Source organism: Vibrio sp. 11986-1-5, from assembly GCF_963878025.1.
Taxonomy (GTDB): Bacteria; Pseudomonadota; Gammaproteobacteria; order Enterobacterales; family Vibrionaceae; genus Vibrio; species Vibrio injensis.
Genome location: NZ_CAWNVW010000002.1, coordinates 51,292 through 64,350, shown reverse-complemented (window position 1 = coordinate 64,350; position 13,059 = coordinate 51,292). Strand labels below are relative to the sequence as shown.

At 43.9% G+C, this 13,059-nt stretch carries 14 protein-coding genes; 7 read left to right on the top strand and 7 right to left on the bottom strand.

From position 1 onward, the window contains the following. Window positions 1-39: 39 nt before the first annotated feature. Window positions 40-1,011 (bottom strand): octaprenyl diphosphate synthase, encoded by a 972-nt coding sequence (gene ispB, locus AACS00_RS00925; protein ID WP_072669071.1) that lies wholly within the window; start codon window positions 1,009-1,011, stop codon window positions 40-42. A gap of 272 nt (window positions 1,012-1,283) precedes the next feature. Here ispB and rplU point away from each other — a divergent pair, with 272 nt between their 5' ends. The 6 genes from rplU to folA all read left to right on the top strand — a co-directional run bounded on the left by rplU (window position 1,284) and on the right by folA (window position 5,148). Continuing rightward, a complete protein-coding gene (gene rplU, locus AACS00_RS00920; RefSeq protein WP_004396080.1) occupies window positions 1,284-1,595 on the top strand; it encodes a 50S ribosomal protein L21 in 312 nt (103 codons plus the stop codon). 20 nt (window positions 1,596-1,615) lie between these two features. Further along, on the top strand, window positions 1,616-1,873 hold the full coding sequence (rpmA, locus tag AACS00_RS00915) for a 50S ribosomal protein L27 (protein ID WP_072669029.1): 258 nt from the start codon (window positions 1,616-1,618) through the stop codon (window positions 1,871-1,873). Between the two features lie 214 nt (window positions 1,874-2,087). Continuing rightward, window positions 2,088-3,257, top strand: coding sequence for an Obg family GTPase CgtA (gene cgtA, locus AACS00_RS00910; protein ID WP_072669028.1), 1,170 nt, complete (start codon window positions 2,088-2,090; stop codon window positions 3,255-3,257). 130 nt (window positions 3,258-3,387) lie between these two features. Next, on the top strand, window positions 3,388-4,149 hold the full coding sequence (locus tag AACS00_RS00905) for a threonine/serine exporter family protein (protein WP_110168192.1): 762 nt from the start codon (window positions 3,388-3,390) through the stop codon (window positions 4,147-4,149). A 2-nt stretch (window positions 4,150-4,151) separates the two neighbouring features. After that, the gene (locus AACS00_RS00900; RefSeq protein ID WP_161425480.1) at window positions 4,152-4,625 is read left to right on the top strand and encodes a threonine/serine exporter family protein; all 474 of its coding nucleotides are present in this window, start codon (window positions 4,152-4,154) and stop codon (window positions 4,623-4,625) included. Window positions 4,626-4,647: 22 nt separating this feature from the next. Next, window positions 4,648-5,148, top strand: coding sequence for a type 3 dihydrofolate reductase (gene folA, locus AACS00_RS00895; RefSeq protein WP_110168190.1), 501 nt, complete (start codon window positions 4,648-4,650; stop codon window positions 5,146-5,148). Here the strand turns inward: folA and apaH are convergent. The 6 genes from apaH to lptD form a co-directional block, all read right to left on the bottom strand. Then, the gene (gene apaH, locus AACS00_RS00890; protein ID WP_110168189.1) at window positions 5,145-5,960 is read right to left on the bottom strand and encodes a bis(5'-nucleosyl)-tetraphosphatase (symmetrical) ApaH; all 816 of its coding nucleotides are present in this window, start codon (window positions 5,958-5,960) and stop codon (window positions 5,145-5,147) included. The genes folA and apaH overlap by 4 nt on opposite strands. Window positions 5,961-5,970: 10 nt before the next feature. Next, window positions 5,971-6,351, bottom strand: a complete 381-nt coding sequence (gene apaG, locus AACS00_RS00885; protein WP_072669024.1) for a Co2+/Mg2+ efflux protein ApaG — start codon at window positions 6,349-6,351, stop codon at window positions 5,971-5,973. Window positions 6,352-6,418: 67 nt separating this feature from the next. Continuing rightward, window positions 6,419-7,234, bottom strand: coding sequence for a 16S rRNA (adenine(1518)-N(6)/adenine(1519)-N(6))-dimethyltransferase RsmA (gene rsmA / locus AACS00_RS00880; RefSeq protein ID WP_110168188.1), 816 nt, complete (start codon window positions 7,232-7,234; stop codon window positions 6,419-6,421). A 13-nt stretch (window positions 7,235-7,247) separates the two neighbouring features. Next, window positions 7,248-8,237 carry a 4-hydroxythreonine-4-phosphate dehydrogenase PdxA gene (gene pdxA, locus AACS00_RS00875; protein ID WP_110168187.1) on the bottom strand — a complete coding sequence of 330 codons (990 nt, stop codon included), beginning with the start codon at window positions 8,235-8,237 and terminating at the stop codon, window positions 7,248-7,250. After that, entirely contained in the window at window positions 8,227-9,522 is a 1,296-nt protein-coding gene (gene surA, locus AACS00_RS00870) for a peptidylprolyl isomerase SurA (protein ID WP_110168186.1), read from the bottom strand. The genes pdxA and surA overlap by 11 nt, the downstream gene beginning before the upstream one ends. Before the next feature lie 103 nt (window positions 9,523-9,625). Next, window positions 9,626-11,983: an LPS assembly protein LptD gene (gene lptD, locus AACS00_RS00865; protein WP_110168185.1), complete on the bottom strand. Its 2,358-nt coding sequence runs from the start codon at window positions 11,981-11,983 to the stop codon at window positions 9,626-9,628. Window positions 11,984-12,129: 146 nt separating this feature from the next. Here lptD and djlA point away from each other — a divergent pair, with 146 nt between their 5' ends. Then, complete coding sequence (djlA, locus tag AACS00_RS00860; RefSeq protein ID WP_072669019.1) at window positions 12,130-12,984, top strand: co-chaperone DjlA; 855 nt, start codon at window positions 12,130-12,132, stop codon at window positions 12,982-12,984. Window positions 12,985-13,059 lie beyond the last annotated feature (75 nt).

Here is a 13,059-nt window from a genome sequence, read left to right as displayed (position 1 = left end):
TGAAGAAGCAATAATCACGGCGTAGCCTAAGGTTTTTTATTACTTACTGCGTTTTACCGCCATATGTGCCAAAGCAATCAGCGCTTGTTTATAGTCACTGTCGGGGATAATAGCTAATTCAGCAATTGCTTTATCGGCTTCTTGTAGAGCTTTAGCGGTGGTGTATTCTAATGAACCGGTTTGCTGCATTGTCGCTAAAATCGCCGTTAATTTCTCCATCCCATTGGCTTTTTCAATCGCTTCACGAATCATCGCTGATTGCTCTCCTTGGCTATTACGCATGGCATGCAGCAAAGGTAGCGTTGGTTTTCCTTCTGCGAGATCATCGCCGACGTTTTTGCCCATTTCTTTGCCATCGGCGGTGTAATCCATAACATCGTCGATCAATTGGAAGGCAGTACCTAAATATTTACCGTAGTTTTGCATAGCCTTTTCAACTTCCGGAGGGGCATCACATAACATGGCTCCAATTTGCGTAGCGGCTTCAAACAATCGAGCAGTTTTTGAATAAATGACCTGCATATAACTCTCTTCCGTAGTCTCCGGATCATTACAGTTCATTAATTGCAGAACTTCACCTTCAGCGATAACGTTGACCGAATGACTCATTAATTTGAGGATCTTCATTGATCCTAGCTCGGTCATCATTTGAAAAGAGCGAGTGTAGATAAAATCGCCGACCAGTACGCTAGCTGCGTTACCGAACGTTGCATTCGCAGTGGCTTTACCACGGCGCATATCGGATTCATCAACGACATCATCGTGTAATAAAGTTGCCGTGTGAATAAATTCAATAAACGCGGCAGCCATGGTGTGGCCCTCACCTTGGTAACCTAAGGCTTTGGCGGACAAAATGGCCAGTAATGGACGTAGGCGTTTACCGCCACCACTGACGATATAAAACCCCAGTTGGTTGATAAGGGAAACGTCAGAATTGAGTTGAGCAAGTATCGTTTTATCCACTTTTGCCATGTCATCGGCAGTAAGCGCTTGGATAGCTTTAAAATCCATCATAAATCCGGCTGAAGTTAGAGCTTGTAAGGCATTATGTTCTGCTTGAGTTGTTGAATAATACACTAAAAAATATTGATTAATACATGGCTTAAAGGCATGATTGCCGCACTTTTGTTTGGCGATTAGCTTTTCGCCAATTTTTTTTAAATATGGCTTGTCATGGGGACGCCATTCACGTAGAATCTGCGCCCTATTGATGATTAGTTTAGCGCACACCCTTTTTGCTCAAAAATGTTAGCATAGGCTGTGCGGAAAGAGCGGAGTAAAATATGTACGCTGTTTTCCAATCTGGTGGTAAACAACACCGTGTTAGCGAAGGTCAAACTCTTCGCTTAGAGAAATTAGACGTTGAAACTGGCGCAACAGTTGAATTTGATAAAGTTCTTCTGATCGCTAATGGTGAAGCAATTCAAGTTGGTGCTCCTCTTGTAGAGGGCGGTAAAGTGACTGCTGAAGTGGTACAACATGGTCGTGGCGATAAAATCAAAATCGTTAAGTTCCGTCGTCGTAAGCACTCTCGTAAGCAACAAGGTCACCGTCAGTGGTTCACGGAAGTGAAAATCACTGGTATCAACGCTTAAGTTATTAGGAGAGTTTAACAATGGCACACAAAAAAGCTGGTGGTTCTACTCGTAACGGCCGCGATTCAGAAAGTAAACGTCTTGGTGTTAAGCGTTTTGGTGGTGAAGCTGTATTAGCAGGCAACATCATCGTACGTCAACGTGGTACTAAGTTCCACGCTGGTAGTAACGTTGGTATCGGTAAAGACCACACTCTTTTTGCTTTGTCTGATGGTAAAGTGAAATTTGAAGTGAAAGGTCCTAAGAACCGTAAATTCGTTAGCATCGAAGCTGAATAAGTTTAGTTTCTCGCTGAATTTAAAAGCCCTGCCGTTTGGTGGGGTTTTTTATTTATCAGCAAAGTGCTTATAACCAGTGATCCCTTACTAATGGGTCTACTTGTTATGTGTTCTAAAGCAGAAAGGCGTGATCGTTTATCTCGTGATGAGTTCTGCTAAAATTTATACCGTTAGTTAATAATGGTATTGCAACGCAAATTGTGCGGAGTAACAAATGAAATTCGTTGATGAAGCGGTAATAAAAGTTCAGGCTGGTGATGGTGGCAACGGCGTCGTCAGTTTCTGGCGTGAAAAATTCATTACCAACGGTGGTCCAGACGGCGGTGACGGCGGTGACGGCGGTGACGTTTATATACTGGCTGATGAAAACCTGAATACACTGATTGACTACCGTTTTCAGCGTTTCTATGACGCTGAGCGCGGAGAAAATGGGCGTGGCGCAAACTGTACCGGCAAGCGTGGTAAAGATAAGGTACTACGGGTTCCTGTTGGAACGCGGGCGGTCGATATCCATACCAATGAGGTGATCGCTGAAGTTGCTGAGCATGGTAAAAAGGTGATGATCGCGAAAGGTGGTTGGCACGGTTTAGGTAATGCTCGTTTTAAATCTTCGGTCAACCGTTCTCCTCGTCAAAAAAGTATGGGCACCAAAGGTGAAGTCAGAGAAGTGCGTTTAGAGCTACTTCTGTTAGCGGATGTCGGTATGTTGGGTTTGCCTAATGCGGGTAAATCAACCTTTATTCGCGCTGTTTCGGCGGCCAAACCTAAAGTGGCAGATTATCCTTTTACCACTTTGATCCCAAGTTTAGGGGTAGTGAGTGTCGTTCCTGAAAAAAGTTTTGTGGTTGCTGACATTCCAGGGTTGATTGAAGGTGCTGCGGAAGGTGCTGGGCTAGGTATTCGCTTTCTTAAACATCTAGAGCGTTGCCGAGTGCTACTGCATATGATCGATATCATGCCTGCGGATCAAAGTGATCCAGTGCAAAATGCACTGACGATCCTTGATGAACTTGAGCAATACAGCGAGAAACTGGCGAAAAAACCACGCTGGTTAGTGTTCAATAAAACGGATCTAATGCCAGAGCAAGAAGCGAATGAAGTGATTCAGAATGTCTTGGACGCATTGGGATGGGAAGATCAGTACTTTAAAATTTCTGCTATTAATCGTCAGGGTACCAAAGAGCTATGCATGAAGTTAGCTGACTTTATGGAAACCCTACCTCGTCAGCAAGAAGAGATCTCTGAAGAGCAAAAAGTGGAATTTATGTGGAATGATTACCACAAAGATGCCATGGCTGGTCAGCAAGTGATTGACGAAGATGACGATGACGACGATTGGGATGATGAAGAAGACGACGGTCATGTTATTTATGTTCGTGAATGATCTGCTTGATATTTAAAGTTAGTGAGCCGCAATCTTGATTGCGGCTTTTTTATATTCTAAATCATATCGTAACGACACATTTTGTTGCAAACTAGGCTTTCGGTAAATTGAGGTAGTTAGGAATGGAATCATGACATCCAAACAACGAGCAATTTCACGTTTGATTGCTCAAGCGGGACAAATGCTACTAGCGCATGGCGCAGAAAGTACTTTGGTTGGCGATATTATGCGCCGTATGGGGCTTGCTTCAGGCATGGATGAAGTTGAAGTTTCGCTCTCTGCGAGCTCATTAGTGGTGACTACCGTTTATCAACAGCATTGTATTACGACAGCTCGTCGCTGTGCGGATCGAGGAATCAACATGCGAGTCGTGACCCAAATTCAACGTATTTGTATTTTGATGGAGCGCGGATTATTAGATTACTCGATGGCACAGCACAAACTTGAACGAATAACGCCAGAGCGTTATAACCGTTGGCTAGTGGTGATAATGATTGGCCTGTCATGTGCGGCATTCAGTCGTTTAGCTGGTGGTGATGGAATGGTGTTTTTCATGACTTTTATCGCTTCGGCGATAGGTATGATGGTCCGCCAAGAGATCGGTCATCGCCAATTTAACCCTTTACTTAATTTTGCGGCGACAGCGTTTGTTACGTCACTCATTTCTACTCAAGCGGTGATCTACCAGCTTGGCAATAAGCCAACCATCGTAATGGCGTCTTCAGTATTAATGCTGGTACCGGGCTTCCCATTGATCAACTCAGTTTCTGATATGCTGAAAGGTTATATTAATATGGGCATCGCTCGCTTTGTGATGGCGAGTTTACTGACCTTAGCAACCAGTTTAGGGATTATTGCCGCGATGAGCGTGACGGGAGTGTGGGGATGGTAGAGCTGGTGAGTTGGGATTTATTACTAGGGTTAATCAACGATATGTTGTTTGCCTCGATTCCTGCTGTTGGGTTTGCGTTGATCTTTAATGTCCCGGTCCCAGCATTAAAGTATTGCGCTTTAGGCGGAGCTATTGGTCATGGCTCTCGTTATCTCATGTTGCACTTTGGTATTCCTATTGAATGGGCGAGTCTCTTTGCTGCTGGGATTGTTGGCATGATTGGTGTTCAGTGGTCGAGACGGTTTTTGGCTCATCCTAAAGTGTTTACTGTCGCTGCATTAATTCCCATGGTGCCTGGTGTATTTGCTTATAAGGCAATGATTGCGATGGTAGAAATTCACCATCTAGGTTTTAAACCTGAGCTGTTTGCGAGTTTAATGGAGAATTTTTTAAAAGCGATGTTTATCATTGCTGGATTAGCCGTTGGCCTAGCGATACCAGGGCTGTTATTCTATCGTCGTAAACCCATAGTCTAGAAGCAGAAGCAGGAATAGAGAGATGATCATCAGTATGATTGCCGCGATGGCAAACGAGAGAGTGATAGGCCAAGATAACCAAATGCCGTGGCATTTACCGGCGGACTTTGTGTGGTTTAAACGCTGTACTATGGGGAAAACGGTTATTATGGGGCGTAAAACCTATCAATCGATCGGACGCCCCTTGCCTGGACGTCATAATATCGTGATCAGCCGAGATCCTACACTGATCATCGATGGCGTGGATGTGGTTGCTTCTGTCGAAGCCGCTCTAGTCAAGGCGGGGGAGGTTGATGAAGTGATGATTATTGGTGGTGGTAGTATTTATGCCAAATGCCTTGCGCAAGCGGATAAACTTTATCTTACTTTCATTGATGCAGAGTTAGCAGGTGATACTCACTTTCCTGATTGGGGAACGAATTGGCGTGAATGTTACCGTGAGCACTGCCCGGCAGACGACAAAAATGTGTATTCGATGGATTTTGTTATCTTAGAACGCGAGGCTGAAGAACCTAGAACCTAGAACCTAGAACCCAATGCCGGCTGCTGAAAGACTTGTTTATCTTCCCAACGTAACATGGTCAGCGGCCCGCCCCATACGCAGCCAGTGTCTAAGCCAATTACCTTCGGACTAAAGTATCCTTCAAGTGCCGCCCAGTGACCAAAAATTACCGTTTTTTCTAATTCAATCCGTTGGGGTAGGGCAAACCAAGGCATCAGCTCGTGACTACTCACTTGAGCGGGAGGAAGTTTACACGCCATATCAAGACGCCCATCAAAAAAGCAAAAGCGCATGCGAGTGAACGCATTGATGATATAGCGATAACGCTCAATCCCTTGTAAATCGTCATTCCACAGATCAGGAGTATTCTCGTACATATTCGTCAGTAGCCATGACCATCGTTGGCTACGTAATATGGCTTCTACCTCTTGGGCTGCTTTACGAGCGGTCTGCAAATCCCATTGAGGAGAGATCCCTGCATGAGTAAGGACAAACTCGGGGTGCTCTAACAAGAGTGGCCACTGACGAATCCAATCTAATAATTCATCTGCATCAGGCGCAGCAAAAATAGTTAAGGTTTTATCTTTGTTCTTGGCAGGGTGAATGCCTAGTGACACAGCTAATAGATGTAAATCATGATTGCCGAGCACCGCTTTTGCCGCCGGTCCTAATTCACGAATAAAACGCAGTGTTTCTAGTGATTTTGGTCCGCGAGCGACCAAATCACCGGCGAGCCATAAAGTATCACTGGTGGGATGAAAGTTGACCTGTTTAAGCAATAGCTGCAGCTCATCTAGACAGCCTTGAATATCACCAACAATGTAATTTGCCACACAAACTCCGTTAATTCAGTACGTTGGGGACCGCTAAACGAAAGGGTTCTATTTCAGCAAGAAAAGGTTCGCCAAGGCTATTGAGCATTCCATAATGGCCTTGCATAACGCCAACGGGCGTTTCTAATGCTGTGCCACTGGTGTAGGTGTACTCATCATTAGCGGCAATAATCGGTTGTTCACCGACGACACCTTCCCCTTCAATCCTCATTTGCTTTCCGTTAGCGTCAGTCACTAACCAAGAGCGACTAATGAGCTGCACGGTTTCAGTGCTGAGATTCTTTATAGTAATAAGATAAGCAAAGACGTAGCGGTGCGCTTCAGGATGGGATTGTTCGGGCACGTACTTAGTTTGAACCTGAATCTTGATGCAAGGATGAGTAATATCCATAAATACTCCTGATTCGGATGACAAAACGAAGAAAATAGAGGATGGCGTTTGAGCCATCCTATTCTATTTATGCGGGTTGAGTATGCTGGGCATCAAGCCAATTTGCCATCGATACGAACTGTTTTAATGTCAGATTCTCTGGACGCATCGTTGAGTCGATTGCAAGGTGCGCAAAGGCTTCATCATCCAATAACCCTTTATAGCAGTTACGTACCGTTTTACGGCGTTGATTAAATCCTTCACGTACGACACGATCCAACCATTTTAAACTCGTTGCTGGATGTGGTAATTCCTCGTAAGGCAGTAAGCGAACCACAGCAGAATCAACTTTTGGTGGTGGAACGAAGGCACTCGGTGGTACTTCTAATACTGGGACAACCTTACAGTAATATTGTGCCATAACGGTCAAGCGACCATACGCTTTACTACCAGGCCCTGCAGAAAGGCGATTGACTACCTCTTTTTGCAGCATAAAGTGCATATCTTGAATTTCTTTATGAAATTCAAATAGATGGAACATTAATGGCGTCGAGATATTATACGGCAAGTTGCCAAAAATACGCAGTTTATTATTGGGTTTAACCAATTGCTGAAAGTCAAAACGCATCGCATCACCTTCGTGAATGGTCAGCTTATGCGACAATTCGGGATGGTTACGCAAACGTTCGGCTAAATCACGATCGAGTTCGATTACCGTAAATTTATCGACTTCACGGCCTACTGGCTCAGTAATGGCTCCTAAACCTGGACCAATTTCTACTAAATTCTGTCCTGGCAGAGGATTAATAGCAGACACGATCCCATCAATAATATAAGGATCGTTTAAAAAGTTTTGACCAAAACGTTTACGCGCTTTGTGCCCTAAATGGACATCATTTCTCATAGTGTTCTCAAAGTTATTGCGTTTTTTTATCAACTAATTCAATTGCTTGTTCTAGTGCGGTTTTAAAGCTGCCCATGTCGGCTAATCCCGTTGCTGCTAAGTCGAGCGCCGTTCCATGATCCACCGAGGTTCGAATAAAAGGTAAGCCTAAGGTAATATTAACCGAACGACCAAAGCCTTTATATTTTAATACAGGAAGAACTTGATCGTGATACATTCCTAAAACGGCATCCGCTTTTTGCAAATATTTTTCGCTAAAGATGGTATCTGCTGGTAAAGGGCCTACTAAGTCGATACCTTGCTGACGAAGCTTTTCTAAGCTTGGAGCGATGGTATCTATCTCTTCATGCCCCAGTACTCCGTCTTCTCCTGCATGAGGATTAAGACCGCAAACATAAATCGTTGGCTGAGCAATCGCAAATTTCTCCACCAAATCTTGATGGAGAATACGAATGATGCTTTCTAGACGTTCACCAGTCACCGCGGCAGAGACCTTAGCCAATGGAATATGTGTAGTCACTAGAGCGACGCGTAGTCCTTCGGTTGCCAGCATCATCACCACTAATGGGGTATTGGATAGCTCGGCAAAAAACTCGGTATGACCACTAAAAGCGACGCCTGAACGATTAATTACGCCCTTGTGCACTGGGCCGGTGACAATAGCATCAAATTCACCATTCATACAGCCTAATGCGGCTCTTTCTAAGGTTTTTAATACATAATGTCCGTTCGCTGGATTAAGTTGTCCAGCAATAACCTTTTCTGATACGGCAATGGAGTCAACCAACAAATACCCCGCCTTTTGCGGTGTGGCTTTTTGATCGGGCTGATAATCAAGTAGCTTTACTGCAATTCCCAATGCTTTGGCGCGTTCTGCGAGCATCTGTTTATCGGCGCAAATCACTAATTGATGTGGCCAATCATTTTGTGATAATGCCAGTACTAAATCAGGGCCGATACCAGCGGGCTCGCCGGCGGTGACGACGATGCGTTTAATCGTCATCTTGATCGTCCTGTAGGATTTCAACAAAAGCCCCGGCGCGCAGCTCTTGTAACCAAGTACTGGCTTCTTCATTGAATTTACGGTTAAACAAAATGCGATAAGCCCGATTTTTCATCGCGGCATCAGTACGGTCAACTTCGCGGCGATCTAAGACTTCGACAATATGCCAGCCGTGTACGGTTTTAAAGGGTTCACTAATTCTTCCAATTGGAAGCGTTTCAATTTGATGTTTAAACTCAGGGACATACAATTCAGGCGTTTGATAACCTAATTCGCCATTTTGCGCTGCAGAACCGGGATCTTGGCTATATTGTTGGGCTAATTCAGCAAAGCTCGCTTCGCCAGCATTGATGCGACGTACTAAATCATTGAGTTGATTTTTGGCGCCTTCATCACTCAAAATGATGGTTGGTTTAATTAAAATATGACGTGCATTGACCTCCGTTACCGCAACGGTTTCTAAGCCTTTGATGTCATCGATTTTTAGAATGTGGAAACCAACGCCACTGCGAAATGGACCAATAATGCTGCCTTTATTCTGCATCTTAATTTGATCGGCGAAGATCGTCGGCATTTCTTCTTTACGCATCCAACCCCAGTCACCGCCTTGTAATGCTCGTGGGCCTTTTGAATAGGTTATAGCCATGGTACTAAAATCGGCACCTTGGTTGAGTTCTGCTACTAATTTATTGGCTTGTGCTTCAACTTCGGATTTGTCTTGCCCATCATTAAAACGCAGTTGAATATGACTGATTTTATACTGTACGGTCGCGCTGGTTTCTTGAGCGAGTAACTCCGCTAGGGTATCGACTTCGGCTGGGATAATGTTAATACGGCGGCGTACTAATGCGTTACGAGCTTCACTCGCGGCGATCTCTTTTCTGATCTGTTCGCGAAACTCTGGGTAAGTTAATCCTTGTTCAGCGATCGATAAGCGAAGTTGTTCTGGTGTCTGTTGGTTATTATGGGCAATTTCGGCAATCGCGTCGTTTAGGGTATTATCATCAATACGTACCCCGATACGATCGGCTTCCTGTTGTTGTAAAGTATCGACAATCAACTTTTCAATGATTTGTTCACGCAAGATGTTTTCGGGTGGAAGAGTTTGTTGATTTGTTCTTGCATTAGCTTTCACCGTTAATAGCGCACTGTCTATATCGCTTTGCAAAATCACACCACTATTAACAATCACTGCTACGCGATCAAGCTCAACAGGTTGAGCCTGCACTGTCGCAATGCTTACTAAGCTGGTTAATGTATATAAAGCAAATGTCCACAGTTTCATTAGAAATCCTATTCATTATCGAGCGTTAATCATTGCTGATCACGTCACGGTTATTATGCGAAAAATTCAGATTTTTAGGGCTAAGGTGCCCAAATATACTGCCCTAGTTATTTAAGAAAAATGGGCGTCCATAACCCAAGGAGTTATCAGAACTTTTAATTCCAGCCATGCTTTCACTGGAACTCACTTTGGTGCCAAAACCGATAATACCAATGTTAAAGCTAAAGTTATTTTCATAGTTTGGATCTTCGAAACCCAGATAAGTGTCACTTGGTGCTCGCTTCCAGTCTTTTAACTGATTACTGTAAGAAAAGCCCATGTACCAGCAATCGGAGGTATAGCGAATCCCAACCAGCCATTCCAATGCTTCATTGGTGGTCATGTCGTAAAAATATTGTCCAGTAACATGCCATTTATCAGAAAGCTGATAGCCGCCAAGCAGTCCTGCTTGAGATATTCCTCGCCGAGTAATACTGCTTACCGGAATACTATCGCCCACCGTGTCTTCGATATACTCTTTGGTAACATAACGATAATTGGTTTGTAAGTAACCCCCGTTAAAACGGTATTCCAGTGTACTGTTGGCCAGCTGCATTGCGCTAGTATCGATATCGTACTGAATACCGCCATGATAAAAGAGAAAATCATCATAATTGAAATCCATTTCCACTGCCCAAGCGGAATAGTTCGATTGCGTATCTTCCACTTGGCTCGTATCGGTATTACTCGATTTTAAACCTTTATCGATATAGAAGATCTGTCCAAAGGCGATGTTCAATCGTTCTTTGTATTGGTCATCAAAAAACCGTGTTGATGCGCCATAGCTAATTTGGTTGGCGGCAGAGATAAAGTCTACGCCACTGTATTTTCTACTTCTGAATAGACCGTAGTAATCGGTTTGTAGCAACGTGGTATCATAGCGTGAGATATTTTGTTGGTTTTCTTTAGGAACATACAAGTACTGGACTTGTGGTTCAAGCGTTTGGGTATAACCATTAAATAACGTGGTGTCTCGTTCTAAGACGATACCTGCATGTGTTCTGAATTCAGGAATAACCCTTGAGACACTTTCTTCTAGGTCTTGGTAATCATTACTGGTTACCCCAGATAAATCTTGTTGGTAATAGGTCGCTAACAGTCTTGCTTCTGTCGTCCATGTTCCCCAAGTATTACCAAGTGGAATGGTAATGCCGGGTTCAATATGAGCGCGAGTAGCTGAAGGCTTACCTATCGCATCAGTTTCAAAACGTGAAATATGGCTTTTTATGTCCAAGTCTAGATAGCGCAGCAGCTCTGGTGCGTAGTAATTGAAGGCAACTTGCGGCATCAATCGATAGGGAAGGTTATCTCTATCGGTTAATACTTGAAAATCTCTCGCGAGTAGTGAGGTATCCCAAGCCGCAGAGCGGTAGGTCACTCGTGCTTGTTGCATCAGTTGACCGTCTTCTCGATTACCAATCCCTGAGCTTAAATCGGAAAAATACTCGACATCACTAACGCGTGAGTAATCCAGATCTAACTTCCATGCTTGTTGATAAATACCATCATGGCGATATTGAAAACCCCAACGTTTCCCTTGTTCTGGATGTAATTCATCATCAGGTAAAAATTCGCCTTTAAGGCTACCTGAACCAAATTCGGTGAGATAACGAAACACCGTATTTAACTGAGTTCCACGATTATCCATATACCGCAAAGTGGTTTCTAAATCGTAGTTAGGTGCTAAATTCCAATAAAAAGGGACAGAGATTTCAAAACCATCACGTGAGCCATAGGAAATATCTGGATAGAGAAAACCCGTTTTACGAGTATCACCAATCGGTACCGTCAGATAAGGTAAATAGAAAACGGGGACGTTTTGGATCTCTAAACGAGGGTTATAAAACGTCGCTTGTTCAGCGTCCTGGTCAACGTCAATACTGGAAGCACGCAAACGCCAAGCGCTATCACCTTCTGGACAAGAGGTGATGGAGCCATCTTCAATCTCGTAAATAGCTTTACCGGTTTTAGCGATATAAGCCGCATGGCCACGACCAGGTTGACATAAAAACTGGTATTGGGTGTTTTCTAATGTGATTTGATCAATATTGAGTTGATTGGTCACTCTATCTGAGGTTGCTTTTACCTGACCATCACTAAAGGTTACATTGCCTTCAGCCACAACAATATTTTCTTGTTGATGGAGTGTCACATTGTTAGCGCGGATCTGCTTTTGTCCTTGTAAAACGACGACATCGCCAGAATAAGTCGCGCGTTGACCACTAATTGCTTCTAGCTTATCCGCTTTGACCTTGATAGGCTGTGGATTCGGATTTTCCGACTCGGGTTCATTCACTAAGCATTGATCAAGAGTGGGCAGTTCCTGCACACTGTTATCCACCGTTGCTTCTGCTTGAGTCTGTGGCGCAAAGAGCGCGGCGCTGATCGAAGCGGCTAAAAATGTGCGGGAAAAACGTGACATCGAGTTGTACTATCCTGTTGTTCTGTTTGATTCCGACTTTAAGAGTGTTAAGTCAATAAAATGCTTCCTTATCATAAAGGAAAATAACGCTCCCGGCACTATCAGACCACAGCACACCTAAAAAATTCATAGATTGAGAGCACATAATGCATATTTTTGGCAAAATTCTTGGCGCTTTCTTTGGCCTGCTATTTGGCGGCCCATTGGGCGCAATCTTTGGTCTATTTCTTGGCCACCAGTTTGATAAGGCTCGCTATCGAAGCCAAAACCCGTTTGCTAATGGGCAGTTCAGTTCAGGACCAACACAAACCGAAAGGCAAGAAGAATTCTTTAAATCTGCTTTCGCAGTAATGGGACACGTTGCCAAAGCTAAAGGTCAAGTCACCCAGCAAGAGATTCAATTAGCCAGCATCATGATGGACAGAATGAATTTGCATGGCGATCAGCGCCGCGCTGCCCAAGATGCTTTTCGAGAAGGTAAAGAAGCGGATTTTCCTTTGCAGCAAACATTAGAAAATGTCCGTTTTTTTACGGGTGGTCGTTTTGATTTAATGCAATTCTTCCTTGAGTTACAAATCTCTGCTGCCTTTGCTGATGGTGATTTACATCCTAGTGAGCGTCAGGTTCTACATAAAATTGCTCAGGGACTTGGATTTTCATCCGATCAACTAGAGCGTCGATTACGTATGCAAGAAGCGGCATTTCGTTTTCAGCAAAGTGGTGGTTTTACCGGTCAGCAGGGCGGGTCATCGGGTTCAAGTCAATGGCAGCAACCCTCTAGTCGAGATAGATTGGCGGATGCCTTTTCCGTTCTGGGAGTCAATCAAGATGCAGATGTACAAACCATTAAACGGGCCTATCGTAAATTGATGAATGAGCATCATCCAGATAAATTGATGGCTAAAGGCTTACCCCCTGAGATGATGAACATGGCAAAAGAGAAATCACAAGAGATCCAACATGCTTATGATTTGATAAAGAAAGAGCAGGGGTTTAAGTAAGCGCGTTTTTTACGCTGATTGAAGGGCAGTAACGATTAGTGCTAGCAAGGCTTATCTTATAAAGGGATAAGCCTT

Coding starts and splice junctions, on each gene's coding strand:
- ispB (WP_072669071.1), bottom strand. CDS start 1,011: ATGGATTTTAAAGCTATCCAAGCGCTTACTGCCGATGACATGGCAAAA.
- rplU (WP_004396080.1), top strand. CDS start 1,284: ATGTACGCTGTTTTCCAATCTGGTGGTAAACAACACCGTGTTAGCGAA.
- rpmA (WP_072669029.1), top strand. CDS start 1,616: ATGGCACACAAAAAAGCTGGTGGTTCTACTCGTAACGGCCGCGATTCA.
- cgtA (WP_072669028.1), top strand. CDS start 2,088: ATGAAATTCGTTGATGAAGCGGTAATAAAAGTTCAGGCTGGTGATGGT.
- AACS00_RS00905 (WP_110168192.1), top strand. CDS start 3,388: ATGACATCCAAACAACGAGCAATTTCACGTTTGATTGCTCAAGCGGGA.
- folA (WP_110168190.1), top strand. CDS start 4,648: ATGATCATCAGTATGATTGCCGCGATGGCAAACGAGAGAGTGATAGGC.
- apaG (WP_072669024.1), bottom strand. CDS start 6,351: ATGGATATTACTCATCCTTGCATCAAGATTCAGGTTCAAACTAAGTAC.
- rsmA (WP_110168188.1), bottom strand. CDS start 7,234: ATGAGAAATGATGTCCATTTAGGGCACAAAGCGCGTAAACGTTTTGGT.
- pdxA (WP_110168187.1), bottom strand. CDS start 8,237: ATGACGATTAAACGCATCGTCGTCACCGCCGGCGAGCCCGCTGGTATC.
- surA (WP_110168186.1), bottom strand. CDS start 9,522: ATGAAACTGTGGACATTTGCTTTATATACATTAACCAGCTTAGTAAGC.
- lptD (WP_110168185.1), bottom strand. CDS start 11,983: ATGTCACGTTTTTCCCGCACATTTTTAGCCGCTTCGATCAGCGCCGCG.
- djlA (WP_072669019.1), top strand. CDS start 12,130: ATGCATATTTTTGGCAAAATTCTTGGCGCTTTCTTTGGCCTGCTATTT.